We start from the raw sequence: 19,096 nt of genomic DNA, 5'->3' as shown, positions 1-19,096 counted from the left end.
ACCTCAGTCAAACCGAACCGCGGTGGTGTTGGCGCCACAAAGCAGCACAGCCACCCGCTCGTCCGGGACGGGGACATATTTGCCGGCAAGTAGTGCGGCAAAGGCCGTCGCGCCGCCTGGTTCGGCGACAATCCGCAGCCGATCCCACAAAACCTGTTGCCCCAGCCGGATTTCGTCGTCGGATACGAGCACGGGGCGCTGCACATAGGCTTGTGCAATCGGAAACATGATGTCTCCGACACGCTTCGGCGCAAGTGAATCGGCGGCAATGCTGCCTGCCGGCGCATCGACAGGTTTACCGGCCTCGAAGGCCTTCCAGAGTGTCGGCGCCCCATCTGGTTCGACAGCGACGACTCGGACGCGACCCCGGAACCATGCGGCAATGCCGCCGATCAGTCCACCGCCGCCGACAGCGATCAGCAGCGTGTCGATATCGGGAATGTCAGCCTCGATCTCAAGCCCGGTGGTTCCTTGTCCCAGCAAGGTCTCCGGCTGGTCAAAGGCATGGATCGCCATCGCACCGCGTTCCTCGACCCATTGCTGGCTGGCCGCCAGTGCATCGGCATAGCGCTCGCCGCCGATTACGAGGTTGGCTCCGTAGCCGCGGATACGCTCGGCCTTGGCTGGCGACGTCACGCTCGGCACGAAGATCGTCGCCGGAATGCCCAGCCGCATGGCGGCGTAGGCGACTGCCGCGCCGTGATTGCCACCGGAGGCGGCAACGACGCCGGCTTTCGGCACCTCTCTGCCGAGCAGGCTCGAAAAGGCGCCACGTGCTTTGAACGTGCCGGAATGCTGCAGAAACTCGAGCTTGAAATCGACGGAGCCGGAAGCAAGGCCGAAGTCCGCCAAATCCGCCCGCAGAACCGGCGTGTGGCGGATATGCGGGCGGATGCGCTTTTCGGTTTGTGCGATGCGCTCGGGGGTGATCGTTGTGTCGGCAAGCATAGGCATCTCGTAGGCAGAGGTTGACAAGTATTTTGTTACTTAGCAAACTGACGAAATGCAAGAGGTTGATCTCATCAAGGCTTTGGCGAACGAACGCCGCATCAGGATTCTCAGGTGGCTGAGGGAGCCCCGGGCTCATTTCCCACCACAGATCGATGGTGATCTGGTCGAGGATGGCGTCTGCGCGCTTCTCATCGCCGAGAAACTGGAGATCTCACAGGCAACGTTGAGCGAGCACATGCGCATTCTGGTGCAAGCCGGTCTCGTTCGGCCTAAGCGAATCAAACAGTGGATTTTTTACAAGCGCGATGAAGATCGTATGGCACTGCTGGCTGCGCTCGTTGCGGACCTTTAGGCGCATCACTGCGCTGCTGGCCTAACGGGCGTCTCCAAGCGAAAATGGCGTAGTGAGCTGGAACCGGCTCATGGACAAGAAATCGGGGGAAGACCTATTGCAGGATCAAACCTCGTTTTATGGCAGCCGCCAAGCCTTGAGGGTTTTCCCAAGCCATCGAGTGCCCCGCCCGATCGACCATTTCCACACCGATTCCGTGTCTTGGCAGAGCTTCCCAATCCGGATCGGGCAGCGAGTTTTCGCCGAAGATCACCGTCCTTGGCATGGGCAATTGATATAATTGTTCGCGCCAGGTCGGAGAATCGCCCAGGACCAGGGAAGATGCGGAACGATGAACGGCGTAGGGCGATGATATCGATAGAGATGCACCCCAGATGTCGTTTCCGTCCGTCATGCAGGTCCGAATGAGGTCAGCATGGCCATGTGCCAGATAGTCGGCCTCGCTCATCTCGGCAATCTTGCGGCTAAAGAAGCCGCCTCCCGAATCGAGATTGGGTTCGCTCAACACAAGATGCCGCACGCACTCACGCAGAAGATGAGCGACCTTGATGGCGACGGCGCCGCCCATGCTGTGGCCGAAAAGATCGGCGGACTCTAGCTTCGAGCCGCGGATAAATTCGACGATCGTTTGAGCGTGATCGGTAATGCCGTATCCGAAATCGGCAGGGTGGTCGCTGAAACCTGACCCCGGCAAATCGATCAGCAATAATCTCCGTCCTGACAGGGCCGGATTTGCCGCAACCGTGGGATAGTCGCACGAAGATGCGCATCCGAGACCGTGGATGAAGAGCAACGGCGGCTCATCCTCTGGTCCCGGTATGTCATGAAATCTTATGGCGCCTTGTGCCGTTCCTGATTGGAAAGTTTTCACGCTACGACCCGATAATTGTTGTTTCGCATAATCGAGTTGCGTCTCATCCAGACATGGGCGCAACCTTGCTGCCGGCACGAGCGCCCGTAGGGGTCAGTCAGCTTCTGACTGGCGGCAAATCTTTTGACAGAGCCGCCGATCAGTGAGCCGGAGGTTGAGCGATCAAATGTCGCTTGCCGCGTTCGCCCAGATTTCAGCGGCTTGTGCGGCGGTGACGCGGCGCACGTCCGTTTCATCGCGGCGGCTCGCGAAGAGTTCGCTTGCCATGATCTGCTCGGCGAGGTCGGCCGGCAGCGACAGGAGAACACGCTGTCCTTCCTTGTGGATGCCACCAACGTCCGAGCGCTTGCCGGTGATCATGCCGCCGGCGACCGTGTTGTTGCTTTCGGGATCGATCAGGATGAAGGAGCCGGTCGAACGGTTCTGCTCGTAGGGGTCGAAGATGGCGCTCTCGTCGAAGGTCAGGCGAACCTTGCCGATGGCGTTCATCCACAGCGCCTGCGCCGGAGCCCAGGCGCCGGTCTTCAGCTCGAGCTGGGCGATCGGCTGCACTTGCACACGCTGACGGCGGCTGCCGCTCTTCAGCCAATAGCGCTTGCCGGGTTCGATGCCTTCCGGCTGTAGTGCTACGATCTGGGCATCGAAGGAAAGGCCCGTCTGCGGCTGGCTGTCGATGGCGACGATCATGTCGCCGCGCGATACGTCCACCTGGCGGTCAAGAACGAGGGTGATGGCATCGCCCGCAACCGCCGCATTGCGCACGAGATCGAAGGTGACGATCTTCGAGACATTGGCGACCATGCCCGAGGGCAGGATCATGACGCTGTCACCCGGCTTCACCGAACCGCCGGCGACCGTGCCCTGATAGCCGCGGAAGCTTTCGCCGGGGCGGGAGACGCGCTGCACCGAAAGGCGGAAGCCGACCGTCTGCGCCGAGCGAACAGTCGCCAGTTCCAGCGTTTCGACCAGCGTCGGGCCGGTATACCACGGCATGGCGGCTTGGCCGGAATAGACGACGTTTTCACCCTTCAGCGCTGACATCGGGATGGCGGTGATCTGCTTGACGCCGAGCGACAAGGCAAACTCGCGGAAGTCGTTGGAAATCTTCTCGAAACCGGCGCGGTCGTAATTCGTCAGGTCGATCTTGTTGACGGCGAGCACGAACTGCTTGATGCCGAGCAGCGAGGCGATCGTGGCGTGGCGGCGGGTCTGTTCGAGGATGCCCATGCGCGCATCGACCAGCAGGACGGCGAGGTCGGCGGTGGAGGCACCGGTTGCCATGTTGCGGGTGTATTGCTCATGGCCGGGCGTGTCGGCGACGATGAAGGAGCGCTTGTCAGTCGAGAAATAGCGATAGGCGACATCGATGGTGATGCCCTGTTCGCGCTCGGCCTGCAGACCGTCGAGCAGCAATGCGAAATCGGGTAGGCCGAGATCGTTCTGCTTGCCGGTGGAATCGCGCTGGAGCGTGGCGGCCTGGTCTTCCTTGACTGCCTTGGTATCCCAAAGGAGACGGCCGATCAGCGTGGACTTACCGTCATCGACGCTGCCGCAGGTGATCAGGCGAAGCGGGCGCGAATCGCGGAGAGCCTTGGCCGGTTCGGCGGCAGACCCAACAGCGGGCCCAACAATGGGCATCGTGACGACGTTGGCGTTTGCGGTCATCTCAGAAATATCCTTCACGCTTCTTCTTTTCCATGGAGCCGGACTGGTCGCGGTCGATTGCGCGGCCCTGCCGTTCGGAAACCGTGGCGATTTCCAGCTCTGCAATAATGTCTTCCAGTGTCGTCGCAGTGGAACGGATGGCCCCGGTCAGTGGGAAGCAGCCGAGGGTGCGGAAGCGGATCACTTCCTCGCGCTTGGTTTCGCCCGGCAGCAGCTCGAGCCTTGGATCTGCTGCCATGATCATCATGCCGTCGCGCTCGACGATCGGGCGCTTGGCCGCGAAATAGAGCGGCACGATCGGGATTTCCTCGGCCAGGATGTAGCGCCAGATATCCACTTCGGTCCAGTTGGAGAGCGGGAAGACGCGAACGCTTTCGCCCTTGCGGATCTGGCCGTTATAGATGTTCCAGAGTTCCGGGCGCTGGTTGCGCGGATCCCAGCGATGGTCCGGCGTGCGGAAGGAATAGATGCGCTCCTTGGCGCGCGAGGCTTCCTCGTCGCGGCGAGCACCGCCGAAAGCGGCGTCGAACTGGCCGGCATCGAGCGCGTGGCGCAGCGCTTCCGTTTTCATGATGTCGGTGTAGCGGGCCGAGCCATAGGTGAAGGGCGTGATATTCTCAGCCTTGCCGCGCGGATTGATATGCTCGATGAGATCGAGATCGTACTTCTTCACGATCTCGTCGCGGAAGGTGATCATCTCGGCGAATTTCCAGCCGGTGTTCACATGCAGGAGCGGGAAGGGGACGCGGCCGGGATAAAAGGCCTTGCGCGCCAGATGCAGCAGCACCGACGAATCCTTGCCGATCGAATAGAGCATGACGGGACGCTCGAACTCGGCCGCAACCTCACGGAAGATATGAATCGCTTCGTTTTCGAGCGCCTTCAGATGGGGATCGAGGGGCGGCTTGACGCTTTGCGGATGGGAGATTTCCGTATCCGGACGGCTATCGGGCATTGATGACTCCAGAACTTTCAAATGTCCCGACCGAAACTTGGTCGGAAAGAATGGATGCGTTGGTTCCCGGTTGAACAGCGGCGTAGGAAACGCGCTTCGGATCGATGCCGGGAGCCGGCGGGCATATTATTGTGTTGTTGCGGCAGCGCCTTCTTCGTGGACATGCAGGCCGCATTCGCGCTTCTCATCGTTTTCCCACCACCAGCGGCCGGCCCGCTCGGGCTCGCCCGGCTTGATGGCGCGGGTGCAGGGCTCGCAGCCGATTGAGGGGTAGCCGCGCGCATGCAGCGGGTTCACCGGCACGCTGTTATCGGCGACATAGGCGCGGATCGCGTCGATATCCCAGTCTGCGAGCGGGTTGATCTTGACCAGGTTGCGCTCGGGGTCGAATTCGGCGAAGGGCGTATCGGCGCGGTTGGCGGACTGGCCGCGGCGCAGGCCGGTAATCCAGATGCTGGCGCCTGAAAGTGCTCGCGCAAGCGGCTTCAACTTGCGCACGCCGCAACAGGCATGCCTGGCTTCGACGCTCTCATAGAAACCGTTCAGACCGTATTTTTCCGCATAGGCGTCGATATCGGCCTGTTCCGGCTCGTAGCGGACGATCTTGATATCGTATTGGCTTTCCGTCTCGTCGATCAGGACGAGCGTTTCCGGGAAGAGACGGCCGGTCTGCAGGGTCGCCACTTCGATCGGCAGGCGGTGATTGCCGATCTCCGCCGTGATCACTTGATCCTCGATCCCGAGCGACGTCGTGAACACGGCACGGCCACCGAGGCCGGCCACGAGAGACAGACGGCCGGCAAGATCGAGCGATGCAAGCTGGCTGTTGAGCGTCGCGGCATCTTCAATAAGGGTAATGGCAGTCATGGGGATCCTGTCCTGATGTTGCCCGGAGTATCGCAGTTCGCCAGGGTAGCGGACAGAAAAATAGATTTCGAAAGGAGCAGATGGAGAGTAAATATCTCCATGAAGCGGCGCCGATAAGGAAAAGCGACCGCCTCGGCTGTTAACCAAGGCGTTTTGCCGCCGGAAGCGGTCCTTCGGAAGCACTCGATATGGCTGACCATGTTTAAGTGCTTGCTTTAATGTCTATAGAAATAGTAGAGTTACACATAGCTTGTCAAATGGAAATCGGAAGTGATGCCCAAAATGATGCACTGCGGCGGATTTTGCGCTAAACTATGGGCATAGCGACGAAGAATGATAACAAGTCTGGGTTGCTAACGTTTCCTGGCCGTGCGCCAAGGGTGTGAGTGCTTCGAAATTGCCCCGGGGACGAGGGCTGAGGAGTTCTGGAGCGGACCGGCCGAATCGCTCGACCGGACGTATCGCATGTGTGTGTGAAGCGGTTCGAAATGATTACTCAGAAAGCAAAATATGCGCTGCGGGCACTCTCTGCCTTGGCCCAATCCGAGGCGGGCGAGCCGATGATGATTTCCGACATCGCTGCCCAGCAAAAGATCCCGAAGAAATTCCTCGAACAGATCCTTCTCGACCTGAAGCATCAGGGCATTGTCATCAGCCGTCGCGGCAAGCAGGGTGGTTATCTCCTGCGCAAGCCGGCGGACGAGATCACGTTTGGCGAAATCCTGCGGGTCATCGATGGACCGCTGGCGCCGCTGCCGTGTCTATCACTGACAGCCTATCGTCGCTGCGACGACTGCGACGGTGAGCAGACCTGCGAGATCCGCCACGTCTTTGCCCGGGTGGCGGATGCGACCCGCAAGGTGCTGTTCTCGACGACCATCGCCGATGCCATCGCTCAGCCGGAGGACGCGGAAGTTGCCAGGCTGATGGCTTAGATAGGCCAAGGCCGGGAAAGGCCTACCATGTGCCTTTCTCCGGCATCGGCAGAGCTTCGGCATTCAGTGGGTGGCGTGTTCCTCGCCACCTTCCTTTTCCATGGCACGCCGGGCGCGGATTGCTGCTGCGATGAAGACGCGGGACAGCCCATGATACAAGGGTTCGCGCGACAATAGCCGTGAAGTTACATAGCCGATCATCGATACAGCCATGATCGGGATGACGGCTTGATGATCGCCCGTCATTTCCAGGATGATGACAAAGGCGGTCATCGGCGCCTGCACCACACCGGCGAAATAGCCGGCCATGCCGAGGATTGCCGCAAGCGCCACGCCGCCACCGACCAGTGTGCCGACCGTGCTGCCGAAACCGGCACCGACGGCAAGTGATGGCGCGAAGATGCCGCCGGGAATGCCTGATATCATCGACAGGAAGCTCGCCAGCAGCTTCTCGACGAAGAAGAGCAGGGGCAGGGCGTGTCCTTCCACCGCGCCGCGGGCTTGCTCGTAACCGGTACCGAAGGTTTGACCGCCGGAAAGCACGCCGACGGCGGCAACGACAAGGCCACAGAGGCCGGCAAGGATCAGCATGCGTTTCAGCGGCTGTGGTTGTGCCCAGCGACGGATGCGAATGCCGGCATAAAGCGCCAATCCGCTGAAGGTGGCGCCGAGCGCACCACCGCCGACACCGCAGATCAGCATGACGATCCAGTCCCGAAACATCGTCGGCGCGGCGTCGGCCGTGCCGAAATAATTGTAGCTGCCGGAGAGGCCGAGTGCGGCAAGGCCGGAAAGAATGACGGCGGTCAGAACCAGACCGTTGGCCCGGGATTCATAGGTCCGGCTCATCTCCTCGATGGCAAAGACGATACCAGCAAGCGGCGTGTTGAAGGCGGCGGCGATGCCGGCGGCGGAGCCGGCAAGGATAAGCCCCTTGGCCTGCGCCATGCCGCCGAAGCGGGCAACGGCCAGCATGAAGGACGCGCCAACCTGCACCGTCGGCCCCTCGCGGCCGATCGAGGCACCGCTCAACAATCCCAATATTGTCAGCACGATCTTGCCGAAAGCCAACCTCAGCGAGAGCAGCTTTGTTCGATCCTCTTCATGATGCAGGTGTCGCGCGGCAATCGCCTGCGGAATGCCGCTCCCTTGCGAATTGGGAAACAGCGTCGCAGCCAGATACGCAGACAGGACGAAACCGAGCGGCGTCAAAAGCAGCGGCAGAAGCCACATCCACTCACCCGATTGCGTCACACCGGTAAAAGCCCGCTGCGCCACATCGGCGAGCTTGGCAAAGCCGACGCTGATAACACCGATCGCCAGAGCGCCCGTCCAGAACACCAAACGCGGTCGCCAGAGATTGAACGAGCCCCAGATGACGCGGGAACGGCGGAGCAGCTTGGACTTGCGATAGATAGGGGGCATGAGACGCTCTTCAGGGCGGGGAATTGGTGGGCACTATTCTGTTCTGGCAACCGATCTATGCACCGATTGTCGTGCCAAAGCCACGAAACGATGTTTCACCTCGTTGAAAAGACTGGGTGGCAATGGTCCGAGATAGCCGCTTTCCGTTTCCGACGGGCGAATATCCGGTCCCGGCCAGGCAAAATAGTTGCTTTCTGAAAGGATGATCCATGAAGGGATGTCGTCCAGACCAAGCCGGAATTTTACCGGTGTTGGAAGTTCGATGGCCATGGAGGCGTTGTCCGGCAGCGTATGCGTGACAGGAAGGACACGAACCCGCTTAGTTCCATCCGCATCATCGACAACAAGTGCCAACACGAGGCAGGGGCGATCCTTCACGCCTTCTTCGCGTCCCTCAAGTCGCTCCCTGTGCCAGAGATAGGAATAGCGAAAGACGAAACCGACCTTGACTTCAGCGGGCAGCATGCGGCTTTAGTTCATCATCAAGATGCTCGTGACCGGTTTCCATCTCGGCTGCTTCGACGGCGGCAATATCGGCCTCTGAAAGCTCAGCTGTCAGTTGGACCTGCCTATCTCGTCGCAGCAGGCGCTGATAATCTTCATAAGCAAGCAGCACCGTCCGTGGGCGACCGTTCTTAGTAATGACAACCGGATCGCGCATGGCTGCGTCTTGAAAGGCGCCAAAATTCTTGGAAGCTTCGGCGGCAGTTACCGTCTTCATGAAAAATCTCCTTGCCGAAATTATACGGACTTTCCGCAAATCCCGCAAGTTATCCCATGAAATTGGTACCGCCCCGACGGCAATCTCACCGATCGCTGGTCTCCCACCGCGGATTGATCCAAGGCTCCTGGTTCGAGCGCGCCAGCCTCGGCTTGCCAAGGATGTGGTCGGCCGCCTTTTCGCCTGTCATGATCGAAGGGCCGTTCAGGTTTCCATAGGTCACATGCGGGAAGATCGAGCTGTCGGCGACACGCAGGCCGTCGACGCCGATGACGCGGGTGTCGGGATCGACCACCGCCATGGGATCGTCCTTTGAGCCCATTTTGCAGGTGCCGCAGGGATGATAGGCGCTTTCCAGATGTTCGCGCAGGAAGGCGTCGATCTCGTCGTCGGTCTGAACGTTCGGTCCGGGCTGGATTTCCGGTCCACGATATTCGTCGAAGGCCTTCTGCCCGAAGATCTCGCGGGTAAGGCGCACGCAGTGGCGGAACTTCTCCCAGTCTTCCGGATGGCTCATATAGTTGAAGCGGATAACGGGATCCGCCTTCGGGTCGGAAGAGCGCAGCGTGACGTTGCCGCGCGATTTCGAGAGGTTGTAGCCGACATGCACCTGGAAGCCATGGCTCTTGGCGGCCGCCTTGCCGTCATAGCTGATGGCGACGGGAAGGAAGTGGTACTGAATGTCGGGCTGTTTGACGCCGGGCGCGGAGCGCAGGAAGGCGCAGGCCTCGAACTGGTTGGAGGTGCCGAGGCCCTTCTTGAAGAACAGCCATTGCGCGCCGGCAATCCCCTGCATGTACCAGGGAAGCCAGGAATAGAGCGACACCGGCTTCAGACTGGTCTGCTGGAAATAGAATTCCATATGGTCCTGCAGGTTGGCGCCGACGCCCGGCCGGTCGGCCTTCACCTCGATGCCCATGTCGCGCAGATGCTGCCCAGGCCCGATGCCAGATAGCATCAGCAGCTTCGGAGAATTGAACGAGGAGGCGGAGACGATCACCTCGCGGTTTGCCTTAATGATCTCGATCTTGCCGTCCCGCTCGACTTCGACACCCGTCGCACGGCCATTTTCGATGACGATCTTGCGGGCGAAGCAGCGGATGAGCGTCACGTTCGGCCGCTTCAGCGCAGGCTTGAGATAGGCTGTCGCCGCAGACCAGCGCCGGCCCATCCACGTCGTCTGCTCCATTAGGCCGAAGCCTTCCTGCTTGCTGCCGTTATAATCCTCCGTCGCCTCGAAGCCCGCCTGCTTGCCCGCCTCGATGAAGGCGTGGAACAGCGGGTTGCGCGCATCGCCCCGGCGCACATGCAACGGGCCATCCTTGCCGCGCCATCCCTCCTCGCCGCCATGCGAATGCTCCATCCGCTTGAAGTAGGGCAGCACGTCGGCATAGGCCCAGCCCTGAGCGCCGAGCTCCTCCCAGCGATTGAAGTCTTCCGCATGACCGCGCACATAGACCATGCCGTTGATCGAGGAAGACCCGCCGATCACCTTGCCGCGCGGTGCGGTGATGCGTCGGTTGTTGAGCTGCGGTTCCGGCTCGGAAAGATAGCCCCAATTGTAACGGTCCATGCTCATCGGCCAGGCAAGGGCTGCGGGCATCTGGATGAAAGGCCCGAAATCGCTGCCGCCGAATTCCAGAACGATGACCGAATGCTTGCCATCCTCCGACAGGCGGTAGGCCATGGCGGAGCCAGCTGAGCCTGAGCCAACGATGACGAAATCTGCTTGCATGACTGTTGCCCTCTTTGCGGACGTTCTTCTTGATCTGCAGGACTATGGGTGGCTCCGTCGTTCCCTCGCCCCGCATGAGCGGGGAGAGGGCTAGGGTGAGGGGCGGGGCAATGAGATGCGGCATGCTTGAAGCGGCCCTTCATCCGGCTTGTCGCAATCTCACTCCGTTCGATTCCGCCAACCCACCTTCTCCCCGTTTCACGGGGCGAAGGGGCTTGTTCAATAAGGCGCCTGTACCGGCCCCATGCCGACATAGACGGTCTTCAGTTCCGAATAATGCTCCAGCGCCGCCAGTGAATTCTCGCGGCCGAAGCCGGATTGCTTGGAGCCGCCGAAGGGAATTTCGACCGGGCAGAGATTGTAGGTGTTGATCCAGAGCGTACCGGCTTCGAGCTGATCGACGACGCGGTGGGCACGGGTGAGGTCGGCGGTAAAGACGCCGCCGGAAAGGCCGAATTCGGTGGCATTGGCGCGGGCTATCACCTCGGCCTCGTCATCGAAATCGAGCACGCACATAACTGGCCCGAAAATTTCCTCGCGCGCGATCGTCATGTCGTCGGTGACGTCAGAAAACACGGTCGGCTGAATGTAATAGCCTTCGCCGGAGACATTGTTCGGGATGCCGCCGCCGGTCAGCAGCGTCGCGCCTTCGGCCTTGCCTTTTTCGATGTAAGACAGCACCTTCTCACGCTGCGCCCAGGAGACCATTGGGCCGATCTGTGTTGCCTCATCCATCGGGTCGCCGATGAGCATGGCCTCGGTGCGGGCCTTCAGGCGCTTCAGGAATTCGGACTTGATCTTGCTGTTGACGAAGACGCGCGTGCCGTTCGAGCAGACCTGACCCGTCGAATAGAAATTGCCGAGCATCGCGCCGCCGATGGCGCTGTCGATATCGGCATCGTCGAAGACGATCAGCGGCGACTTGCCACCGAGTTCCATGGTGACATGCTTGAGGTTGCCGGCGGCAGAAGCCGCCACCTTGCGGCCCGTCGGTACCGAGCCGGTCAGTGAGACCTTCGCCACGTCGGGATGGTTGATGAGCAGAGGTCCGGTTTCGCGGTCGCCTTGGATGACATTGTAGAGCCCCTTCGGCAGGCCTGCCTCAATAAGGATTTCGGCGATCTTCAGCGCGCCGAGCGGTGTGTTTTCCGAAGGCTTGAACACCATGGCGTTGCCGGCGACCAGCGCCGGCGCACCCTTCCAGCAGGCGATCTGCTGCGGGTAGTTCCACGCGCCGATGCCGACGCACACGCCGAGCGGCACGCGCTTGGTATAGGCGAAGTCACCGCCGAGCGGGATATAGGAGCCATTGAGGCCGGCCGCCGCGACGCCGCCGAAGAATTCGAAGCTGTCGGCGCCTGATGTTGGGTCTGCGACAATGGTTTCCTGGATCGGCTTGCCCGTATCCAGCGTCTCCAGCTCGGAAAGCTCGCGGTTACGTTCGCGCATGATCTCGGCTGCCCGCTTCAGGATGCGGCCGCGCGCTGTCGGGCTCATAGCAGCCCATTCCGGCTGCGCACGCTTGGCGCTAGCGATCGCCTTTTCGACGATGGTTGGCGTCGCTGCGTGCAGGCGGGCGATGACTTCGCCGGTCGCCGGATAGATGCTTTCGATAAGAGTGCCGTCGGTGTCCTCGACATATTCCCCGTCGATGAAATGCGAGGCTTTCGGTTGTGCGCGCATTATAGAACCCTCAATTCTTCGTAGGACACCATGACATGCTCTTGGAAAGCAGGTCGCTCGGTGAGGTTTTCATAGTAGCGCTGCAGCCGTGGATGGGCTGGGCGCTGGATGTCGATGTCGAAATAGCGATAGAGAACATGCCCGAATTGTATGTCGGCCAGCGTCAGAGTATTGCCCGCAAGGAAGCGATGCCGTCCGAACTGCGACTCGGCGATGTCTAGCTTCGCAGCGAGTGCTGCGACAGCCGCAACAATCGCCTTCTCATCACGCAGGGCAGGGGCAGTCCGCACCGCGCGCCAGAACACCGGGCCGGTGAAATTTAAGGCGATATTGATCTTCGCCCATTCGGCCCATTTATCGATCTGGGCGCGATGGCGTGCACTCTTCGGCCAGAAGGCATCCTCGCCATATTGCGTCGCGAGATAGCGCAGGATAGCGCCCGTTTCCCAAAGCGGCTCGTCGTCGCCGTCGCGCAGCACCGGAACGGTGCCGTTCGGGTTCATCGCCAGGAATTCGGGCGTGTCATTGACGCAGTATGTGAAGCCAGCATCGATGCGCTCATAGGCAAGGCCGAGTTCGCCGATGCACCACATCAGCGCCTGCACATTGGATGACGATTTGCGGCCCCAGACGGTCAGCATGGTCTTCAGCCTTTCAAGGCGTTGAGGTGGGTCGTCAGATAATCTTCCGTCAGCGCGATCGACGCCTCAGTGCTGATCGGCGCGGATCTGAGGCCCTGGCGGATATAGAGCCCGTCGATCATGGCAGCCGCACCCTCGGCGATCCGCCCGGCATCGCCGGCCGGGCACAGAGCCTTGAGATTGGCAACGAGATTTGAGTGCAGGCGGCGTGCGTAGATGACGAGAAAGCGCCGCGTCTCTTCCGAGCGTTGCGCCTCGGCATAGAAGGCGAGCCAGGCGGCGATCGTTTCCGGTGCGAACTGATCGGCCTGGAAGCTGACGCGGATGACGGCGGAGAGCTTTTCGCGCGGCGTTTTCGCCTCGCGGAGCGCCGTCACGACGCTGTCGCGCAGCCGCTGTAGATGCACGCGGACGGTTTCGATCAGCAGCTGTTCCTTGCTGCCGAAGTAATGATGCGCAAGGGCAGGCGAAACGCCCGCCTGCTTGGCGATTTCGGACATGGTTACGGTTAGCGAGCCGTGATCGCCGATCACGCGCATCGCAGCATCCACCAGCGCCTTGCGGCGCACCGGCTCCATTCCGACTTTCGGCATTGCGTCAATCCTCAAGATTGAAGATGAGTGTATTTTTGATTGACTGATCAATCAATAAAAAAATCAGGTGGCCGGTATTCCCTGACGAAAAATCCGCAACCTCTTTCCGCAGAGCATTTCTGTGCCATACTTCCTCATAGGAGGAGGTGCAGTCATGGTTGATATTCTTGATGAAGTTCCCCCATCCGCGATGCGCGACAAATGGGGTTGGTTTGTCGGACTTGGCATATTGCTGCTGATCTGTGGTGGCATCGCCCTAGGCAATCTGTTCATCGCCACGGTGGCTTCGGTCTATTATGTCGGCATGCTGATGCTGATCGGCGGCATCGTGCATCTGGCCCATGCCTTTCAGGTGAGGGGCTGGGAGCATATCCTGTTCTGGGTGTTGAGCGGCCTGCTCTATACGGTTGCCGGTATCCTTGCCTTCGCCAATCCGCTGTTGGCTTCCGAGGCATTGACGCTGTTCCTTGCCATCGCGCTCCTCATAGCCGGCACGTTCCGCGTCTGGGTCGGCCGCAAGCTGAAACCTGAGCGCGGCTGGGTTTGGATCGTCATCAGCGGTCTTGCGACTGCCGTTGCAGGCATCGCCATCGCTCTCGGCTGGCCGGTCAACAGCCTTTGGATCCTCGGCCTTTTCCTGGCCTTCGATCTGATCTTCCAGGGCTGGACGCTGGTGGTCTTCGGCCTCGTGCTCAGGCGGTAGTGCATCTCCCAAAAGGGGTAACGCACTGCTACTTTTTGACAAGAAGCGTGAGCGGCGTTACTCTTCGTGCCTCTGCCATATCAGGCAGAACGGCGTTGCGTTGATGTAACGGCAGTATCTTCATCTGGAAGTCCGCATGTCGAGGGACATGCTCGAAGAAACTGGTCGAAGCCGCGGAACATAGTTCCAGACAAATTTCCGCTAGATAACGTCAAGGGAGGAATATCATGCCAATGGTAACGGTTTCCATCTCTCCGCTTCAGGCTGCCGGCATCCGGGCAGCGGTCGACACCGGCACCTATGCCTCGAGCAGCGAAGTCGTGCGGGAAGCTCTTCGCATGTGGGATGCGGCGCGCAAGCGCGGTGACATTTGCGAGGTGCCACGTGCCGCCAACGATGGCGGCGAGACGGCAAAAAGCGGCCGTTGCGTCGCCGATATGTTTGCCGATTACGAGGCAGAGCGGCACTCGAGCAATCAGCACTGAACCCCACTCGTCACGGCAGCCCTCGGCTGCCGTGTGCCGGGTCTGCCTCCCGGCGAATGGTTAATATTGCTTTACCATTCATGAAACTTTCACATAGGGGAAAGGTTTCGTTGACGCTTTATGGTGCAATCTTGGGTCGAAAACGCGGTAAATCCAAAGTTTTACTTAAATAAATTAGATTAGAATCCGCAAGTGGAGATGGGCATGTCCCTGACTGCCGCAGTCGAACCGGGCGTATTGCGCCGATATGCCAGCGACCAGATCGTCACTCTCGCCAAACTCGTCATCGAAAATGCATTCCAGCCGATCGTGGAGGCCGGTACGGGCGCCGTTTTCGGCTATGAATCCCTGATGCGCGGCCAGGAACGCATCGGTTTTGACAGCCCGGTTGACATTCTCGATGAGGCCGAGCGCACCGGTCAGCTTCTCGGGCTGGAGCAAATGGTCACGAGCCGCGCGCTGGCGAAGTTTGCCATCCTACCCAATATCGCCACCACGACACTTTTCCTCAATCTGGATGTCCGGCTGATTGCGCAGGGCACGGCCTTGGTTGACGGCCTGCTGCAGCACATGAGAAAGGCCGGCATCGCGCCGTCCTCCGTCTGCTTCGAATTCTCCGAACGTTTCGACAATACCATCGTGCCGGAGTTTTCGGCGCTGGTTGCCAAGATGCGCAATGCCGGCTTCAAGCTCGCGATCGATGATTTCGGCGTCGGCCGTGGCGAGATGAAGTTGCTGTCCGATTATCCGGTCGACTATCTCAAGATCGACCGGCATTTCATCGTCGATATCGACCGCAGCGCCCGCAAGCGCCATATCCTGAGGAACCTCGTCAATATCGCCCATGTTCTCGGGACGCGCGTGATCGCCGAGGGCATCGAGACTGAGGCGGAGTTCGTGACCTGCCGCGAATTCGGCGTCGACCTCGTCCAGGGCTGGTTCATTGCCCGTCCGACGGTCCTGGTCAACGAGCTGAAGCAGAGCTTTCCGCATCTGCAGGATCTCGGCAAGACGGCACGCAACAGCCAGTCGCTTGATGAAATCCTCATCCGCAAGCAGATCGAAGTGCTGCCGACCATCCGCGAAAGCGACAGCATCGACAGTGTCTTCGAGCTCTTCCGCCGCAATCCGCGCCGGGCCTATTTCCCGGTCGTCAATGCCAATGACGAGCCGCGCGGGATCATCCACGAGTACCAGCTGAAGGAATATATCTATCAGCCTTTCGGCCGCGACCTGTTGAAGAACAAGGTCTATAAACGGTCGATCTCGCATTTCGTCGAAATGGCGCCGATCGTCGGGCTCGATTCCGATGCCGACACGCTGATGACGATCTTCGCCAACATGGAAAGCAGCGATTGCCTGATCGTCACCGAAGGCACACATTATGCCGGCATCGTCTCCGCTGCCTCCCTCATCAAGGTCATCAACGAAAAGCAGCTGAAGATCGCCCAGGACCAGAACCCGCTGACTGGCCTTCCCGGCAACAGGGCGATCCATGATTTCATGCAGAACGCCGGCCGCGATGGCGATGAAATCAGGCATTTCTGCTATTGCGACTTCGATAATTTCAAGCCGTTCAACGATGCCTATGGCTTCCATCTCGGCGACCATGCCATCTCGCTGTTCGCTGCATTGATGCGCCGCTATTTCTTTGCGGAGCGCCATTTCCTCGGTCATGTCGGCGGCGACGATTTCTTCATCGGTGTCACCGGCTGGAATATGCAGGAGCTTCGCGAGGTTCTGGACCGGCTGCTTGCCGATTTCCACGCCGACGTCCGCGAGCTCTATTCGGTGGAGGATCGTGTCGCGGGCCGCATTCGCGGCCACGACCGCAGTGGCGCCGAGACAGAGTTCCCGCTGATGCGCTGCTCGATCGGCATCCTGCAACTGCCGGAGGGGCTGGTGATCGACAATATCAGCCGGGTCAGCACTTCCATTGCGGGTATCAAGGCGAAGGCAAAGGAAAGCGCCATGGGCGTGGCATTCCTCGGCTTGGCCGAGACGAATTGACGCCCTCCGGCACTCGGTCCTTTTCAAGCGCTTTGCGCTAAACTATCTCCACTGCTTTGCTGGGAGAGGAGATAGCGCCATGCCCTTGCCGTCTGAAATGCGTTTCGTGGATTTGCCGTCCTTTGGCGGACCAGAGGTCATGACCATCGCCCGAAAGCCTCTGCCGGTCTTGCAGCCGGGCGAGATCCTGGTCCGCGTCGAGGCCGCCGGCGTCAATCGGCCGGATGTGGCGCAACGGCAGGGCACCTATCCCCCACCGAAGGAGGCAAGTCCGATCCTCGGTCTCGAAATATCGGGCGAAGTGGTCGATGTCGCGCCCGGCGTGACGGAGTTTTCGATCGGCAACAAGGTTTGCGGCCTCGCCAATGGCGGTGGCTATGCCGAATATTGCGTCCTGCCCGCCGGCCAGGCGCTCCGATTTCCGAACGGCTATGATGCGGTGCGCGCAGCGGCATTGCCTGAGACGTTCTTCACGGTCTGGGCCAATCTCTTCCAGATGGCGGGCCTCACCGAAGGCGAAAGCGTGCTGATCCACGGCGGCTCCAGCGGCATCGGCACGACGGCGATCCAGCTTGCCCGCGCTTTCGGCGCGACCGTTTATGCGACCGCCGGATCGAAAGAAAAATGCGAGGCTTGCGAGAAGCTCGGCGCCAAGCGGGCGATCAATTATAAAGAAGAGGATTTCGCCGAGGTCATCAAGGCCGAGACGGAACATGGCGTCGATATCATCCTCGACATGATCGGCGCCGCCTATCTGGAAAAGAACCTCGCTTCGCTTGCCCGCGATGGCTGCCTTTCCATCATTGCTTTCCTTGGCGGCGCGGTGGCGGATAGGGCAAACCTTGCGCCGATCATGGTCAAGCGGCTGACCGTGACCGGTTCGACCATGCGCCCGCGCACGGCTGAGGAAAAGCGGGCCATCCGCGACGACCTGCTGTCCCAAGTCTGGCCGCTGCTGGACGAGGGCACGGTTGCCCCCGTTATCTATCGGACCTTCTCTTTCGACGATGTGGTCGAGGCACATCGATTGATGGAAACCAGCGATCACATCGGTAAGATCATGCTGCAGCTGGCTTGATCGTCAGTGACAGGACGACGGCGATAAAGCCGGGTATGGCCATCAGCGCATAGAGCCATGTTGCGGCAGAGAGGCCGCCGGCAATGCCACCCGGATGGGTCAGGCCCGCTCCATTGACGATGACGCCGGCGAGCGCGGCACCGAATGCGCCGCCCAGCGACTGTGTCATCGAGATCGCCGCCGAGGCCTTGTCTTGTTCGGTCCTGCGGGCGATGCCAATGATCCTGGTTACAAGATGCGCCCAGCCGAGACCGACGCCGAATCCCATCAGGAACATGGCGATCACGGCCGGCGCGAACCTGACGATGGTGTCGAAGGGCGTATTCGTTGCCAGGAACGGGATCAGCGATGCGGTTGCGGCCGTTTCCAGAATGCAGCCACTGACGATGGCGATGGCCGCTGGCCGACCCGAGAAAGAGTTGCTGAAGAAGGCCGCGATGGTCCAGCCGAGCGCTACCAGCGCCACGAGATAGCCTGAGACCAGCGGCGTTACGCCATGGAGCGTCTGCAGGAAGTAGGGGATATAGATGTCGCTCGTCAGCACCAGCATCATCGTGAATATCGTCAAATAGAGCCGCGCGATGGGGTTGCTGAGCATGACGGCGCCATAGGGCAGGAGGCGCACTTCGCTCTTGCGCTCTATTAGCACCATCGTTGCGACGAGCACGATCGAAGCTGCGATCAGCACCATCTTGTAGGATCCATGTTCGATCGTGCCGGCAATGCTCACGAATAGAACTGCGGTAAGCAGAAGTATGATCTGGATCAGCGGCGTTCTGGTGTCGATCCGATCGTCCGCGACATCGGGCAGCAGCCAGCGCCCCGAGAGCGCCATGAGGACAGCCACCGGGACGAGGATGAGAAAGGCCTCTCGCCAGGCGCTCCCTGCGGCGAAGAGGCCGCCGAGCGTCGGCCCGAGCACGGTCGCTACACCCCAGATGGCAGCGTAGAGCGTAGAGGCCCTGCGCCACAGGGGTTCAGGATAGATGAAGCGAATGAAGGCGTAGGCGAGGCCGGACAGCATGCCGGAGCCGTATCCCTGAACGGCGCGACCGATCAGCAGCACGGGCATGGTCGGCGCGATGGCGCAAGCTAGGCTGCCGACGCCGAAGGTGAGCGCCGCTGCAACATAGACGGCACGCAAGCCTATTCCTTTCGGCCGGGTCGCAACCGTGATCGAGCCGAGCACGCCTGCGGCGACGAAAAGCGTCGTCATCCACGAGAACAATTCGAGGCCGCCGATATCGCGGACGATCGAGGGCGCAATCGTGGCGGTGATGTAGGATTCGACGGCATAAAGCGTGACGCCTCCGCCCAGCATCAGTGTCGCAGGCAGAAGTCTTGGCGAGAACAGCGTGAAGATGGAGGCTGATTTGAGGGGAGCTGTGGTTTCGATGCTGGACATCGGGCAATCCTCGGTATTTTC

19 protein-coding genes are annotated in these 19,096 nt (G+C 60.3%); 6 read left to right on the top strand and 13 right to left on the bottom strand.

Going from position 1 to position 19,096, the window contains the following annotated elements; genetic code table 11:
- Positions 1-3 precede the first annotated feature (3 nt).
- On the bottom strand, positions 4-948 hold the full coding sequence (locus GDN47_RS13755) for a threonine/serine dehydratase (RefSeq protein ID WP_152093577.1): 945 nt from the start codon (positions 946-948) through the stop codon (positions 4-6).
- A 55-nt stretch (positions 949-1,003) separates the two neighbouring features.
- Between GDN47_RS13755 and GDN47_RS13750 the strand changes: the two genes are divergently transcribed.
- Positions 1,004-1,303 carry an ArsR/SmtB family transcription factor gene (locus tag GDN47_RS13750; RefSeq protein ID WP_113331920.1) on the top strand — a complete coding sequence of 100 codons (300 nt, stop codon included), beginning with the start codon at positions 1,004-1,006 and terminating at the stop codon, positions 1,301-1,303.
- Between the two features lie 94 nt (positions 1,304-1,397).
- Here the strand turns inward: GDN47_RS13750 and GDN47_RS13745 are convergent, their stop codons facing one another.
- From GDN47_RS13745 to GDN47_RS13730, 4 genes are all read right to left on the bottom strand, one after another.
- On the bottom strand, positions 1,398-2,174 hold the full coding sequence (locus tag GDN47_RS13745) for an alpha/beta fold hydrolase (protein ID WP_113331919.1): 777 nt from the start codon (positions 2,172-2,174) through the stop codon (positions 1,398-1,400).
- A gap of 162 nt (positions 2,175-2,336) precedes the next feature.
- On the bottom strand, positions 2,337-3,839 hold the full coding sequence (cysN, locus tag GDN47_RS13740) for a sulfate adenylyltransferase subunit CysN (RefSeq protein ID WP_152093576.1): 1,503 nt from the start codon (positions 3,837-3,839) through the stop codon (positions 2,337-2,339).
- A 1-nt stretch (position 3,840) separates the two neighbouring features.
- Positions 3,841-4,794, bottom strand: coding sequence for a sulfate adenylyltransferase subunit CysD (gene cysD, locus GDN47_RS13735; protein ID WP_152093575.1), 954 nt, complete (start codon positions 4,792-4,794; stop codon positions 3,841-3,843).
- A gap of 126 nt (positions 4,795-4,920) precedes the next feature.
- Entirely contained in the window at positions 4,921-5,661 is a 741-nt protein-coding gene (locus GDN47_RS13730) for a phosphoadenylyl-sulfate reductase (RefSeq protein ID WP_152093574.1), read from the bottom strand.
- A gap of 488 nt (positions 5,662-6,149) precedes the next feature.
- On the opposite strand from GDN47_RS13730, the gene GDN47_RS13725 reads away from it, so the two are divergent.
- Positions 6,150-6,596: an RrF2 family transcriptional regulator gene (locus GDN47_RS13725; protein WP_152093573.1), complete on the top strand. Its 447-nt coding sequence runs from the start codon at positions 6,150-6,152 to the stop codon at positions 6,594-6,596.
- 63 nt (positions 6,597-6,659) lie between these two features.
- Here the strand turns inward: GDN47_RS13725 and GDN47_RS13720 are convergent, their stop codons facing one another.
- The 7 genes from GDN47_RS13720 to betI all read right to left on the bottom strand — a co-directional run bounded on the left by GDN47_RS13720 (position 6,660) and on the right by betI (position 13,394).
- On the bottom strand, positions 6,660-8,021 hold the full coding sequence (locus GDN47_RS13720) for a chloride channel protein (RefSeq protein ID WP_145320826.1): 1,362 nt from the start codon (positions 8,019-8,021) through the stop codon (positions 6,660-6,662).
- 33 nt (positions 8,022-8,054) lie between these two features.
- Positions 8,055-8,486 carry a plasmid maintenance toxin (PemK-like) gene (locus GDN47_RS13715; RefSeq protein WP_152093572.1) on the bottom strand — a complete coding sequence of 144 codons (432 nt, stop codon included), beginning with the start codon at positions 8,484-8,486 and terminating at the stop codon, positions 8,055-8,057.
- A complete protein-coding gene (locus tag GDN47_RS13710) occupies positions 8,473-8,742 on the bottom strand; it encodes a type II toxin-antitoxin system Phd/YefM family antitoxin (RefSeq protein WP_113353951.1) in 270 nt (89 codons plus the stop codon). Before GDN47_RS13710 ends, GDN47_RS13715 begins: the two co-directional genes overlap by 14 nt.
- 85 nt (positions 8,743-8,827) lie before the next feature.
- Entirely contained in the window at positions 8,828-10,477 is a 1,650-nt protein-coding gene (gene betA / locus GDN47_RS13705) for a choline dehydrogenase (RefSeq protein ID WP_152093571.1), read from the bottom strand.
- A 219-nt stretch (positions 10,478-10,696) separates the two neighbouring features.
- Positions 10,697-12,160, bottom strand: coding sequence for a betaine-aldehyde dehydrogenase (gene betB, locus GDN47_RS13700; RefSeq protein WP_152093570.1), 1,464 nt, complete (start codon positions 12,158-12,160; stop codon positions 10,697-10,699).
- On the bottom strand, positions 12,160-12,801 hold the full coding sequence (locus tag GDN47_RS13695) for a glutathione S-transferase family protein (RefSeq protein ID WP_152093569.1): 642 nt from the start codon (positions 12,799-12,801) through the stop codon (positions 12,160-12,162). The genes betB and GDN47_RS13695 overlap by 1 nt, the downstream gene beginning before the upstream one ends.
- 5 nt (positions 12,802-12,806) lie before the next feature.
- Positions 12,807-13,394, bottom strand: a complete 588-nt coding sequence (betI, locus tag GDN47_RS13690; protein ID WP_069613827.1) for a transcriptional regulator BetI — start codon at positions 13,392-13,394, stop codon at positions 12,807-12,809.
- 154 nt (positions 13,395-13,548) lie between these two features.
- Here betI and GDN47_RS13685 point away from each other — a divergent pair, with 154 nt between their 5' ends.
- The 4 genes from GDN47_RS13685 to GDN47_RS13670 all read left to right on the top strand — a co-directional run bounded on the left by GDN47_RS13685 (position 13,549) and on the right by GDN47_RS13670 (position 17,670).
- Positions 13,549-14,097 (top strand): HdeD family acid-resistance protein, encoded by a 549-nt coding sequence (locus GDN47_RS13685; RefSeq protein ID WP_113348275.1) that lies wholly within the window; start codon positions 13,549-13,551, stop codon positions 14,095-14,097.
- A 227-nt stretch (positions 14,098-14,324) separates the two neighbouring features.
- Positions 14,325-14,582 carry a ribbon-helix-helix domain-containing protein gene (locus tag GDN47_RS13680; protein ID WP_069613829.1) on the top strand — a complete coding sequence of 86 codons (258 nt, stop codon included), beginning with the start codon at positions 14,325-14,327 and terminating at the stop codon, positions 14,580-14,582.
- Between the two features lie 204 nt (positions 14,583-14,786).
- Positions 14,787-16,592 carry a GGDEF domain-containing protein gene (locus GDN47_RS13675; protein ID WP_152093568.1) on the top strand — a complete coding sequence of 602 codons (1,806 nt, stop codon included), beginning with the start codon at positions 14,787-14,789 and terminating at the stop codon, positions 16,590-16,592.
- A 79-nt stretch (positions 16,593-16,671) separates the two neighbouring features.
- A complete protein-coding gene (locus GDN47_RS13670; protein WP_113331907.1) occupies positions 16,672-17,670 on the top strand; it encodes an NAD(P)H-quinone oxidoreductase in 999 nt (332 codons plus the stop codon).
- On the opposite strand, the gene GDN47_RS13665 is transcribed toward GDN47_RS13670, so the two are convergent.
- Positions 17,651-19,075 (bottom strand): MFS transporter, encoded by a 1,425-nt coding sequence (locus tag GDN47_RS13665; protein WP_113331906.1) that lies wholly within the window; start codon positions 19,073-19,075, stop codon positions 17,651-17,653. The two genes, GDN47_RS13670 and GDN47_RS13665, sit on opposite strands and share 20 nt — an antisense overlap.
- Positions 19,076-19,096: the final 21 nt, after the last annotated feature.

Source organism: Martinezella dioscoreae (assembly GCF_009176305.1).
GTDB lineage: Bacteria > Pseudomonadota > Alphaproteobacteria > Rhizobiales > Rhizobiaceae > Rhizobium > Rhizobium dioscoreae.
Note: the sequence above shows the minus strand (reverse complement) of the source record. Positions and strands in the feature narration are given on the sequence as shown.

Bases quoted from the DNA above. Each gene is read 5' to 3' on its own strand.
- GDN47_RS13755 (WP_152093577.1), bottom strand. From the start codon at position 948: ATGCTTGCCGACACAACGATCACCCCCGAGCGCATCGCACAAACCGAA.
- GDN47_RS13750 (WP_113331920.1), top strand. From the start codon at position 1,004: ATGCAAGAGGTTGATCTCATCAAGGCTTTGGCGAACGAACGCCGCATC.
- cysN (WP_152093576.1), bottom strand. From the start codon at position 3,839: ATGACCGCAAACGCCAACGTCGTCACGATGCCCATTGTTGGGCCCGCT.
- cysD (WP_152093575.1), bottom strand. From the start codon at position 4,794: ATGCCCGATAGCCGTCCGGATACGGAAATCTCCCATCCGCAAAGCGTC.
- GDN47_RS13730 (WP_152093574.1), bottom strand. From the start codon at position 5,661: ATGACTGCCATTACCCTTATTGAAGATGCCGCGACGCTCAACAGCCAG.
- GDN47_RS13725 (WP_152093573.1), top strand. From the start codon at position 6,150: ATGATTACTCAGAAAGCAAAATATGCGCTGCGGGCACTCTCTGCCTTG.
- GDN47_RS13720 (WP_145320826.1), bottom strand. From the start codon at position 8,021: ATGCCCCCTATCTATCGCAAGTCCAAGCTGCTCCGCCGTTCCCGCGTC.
- GDN47_RS13715 (WP_152093572.1), bottom strand. From the start codon at position 8,486: ATGCTGCCCGCTGAAGTCAAGGTCGGTTTCGTCTTTCGCTATTCCTAT.
- GDN47_RS13710 (WP_113353951.1), bottom strand. From the start codon at position 8,742: ATGAAGACGGTAACTGCCGCCGAAGCTTCCAAGAATTTTGGCGCCTTT.
- betA (WP_152093571.1), bottom strand. From the start codon at position 10,477: ATGCAAGCAGATTTCGTCATCGTTGGCTCAGGCTCAGCTGGCTCCGCC.
- betB (WP_152093570.1), bottom strand. From the start codon at position 12,160: ATGCGCGCACAACCGAAAGCCTCGCATTTCATCGACGGGGAATATGTC.
- GDN47_RS13695 (WP_152093569.1), bottom strand. From the start codon at position 12,801: ATGCTGACCGTCTGGGGCCGCAAATCGTCATCCAATGTGCAGGCGCTG.
- betI (WP_069613827.1), bottom strand. From the start codon at position 13,394: ATGCCGAAAGTCGGAATGGAGCCGGTGCGCCGCAAGGCGCTGGTGGAT.
- GDN47_RS13685 (WP_113348275.1), top strand. From the start codon at position 13,549: ATGGTTGATATTCTTGATGAAGTTCCCCCATCCGCGATGCGCGACAAA.
- GDN47_RS13680 (WP_069613829.1), top strand. From the start codon at position 14,325: ATGCCAATGGTAACGGTTTCCATCTCTCCGCTTCAGGCTGCCGGCATC.
- GDN47_RS13675 (WP_152093568.1), top strand. From the start codon at position 14,787: ATGTCCCTGACTGCCGCAGTCGAACCGGGCGTATTGCGCCGATATGCC.
- GDN47_RS13670 (WP_113331907.1), top strand. From the start codon at position 16,672: ATGCCCTTGCCGTCTGAAATGCGTTTCGTGGATTTGCCGTCCTTTGGC.
- GDN47_RS13665 (WP_113331906.1), bottom strand. From the start codon at position 19,075: ATGTCCAGCATCGAAACCACAGCTCCCCTCAAATCAGCCTCCATCTTC.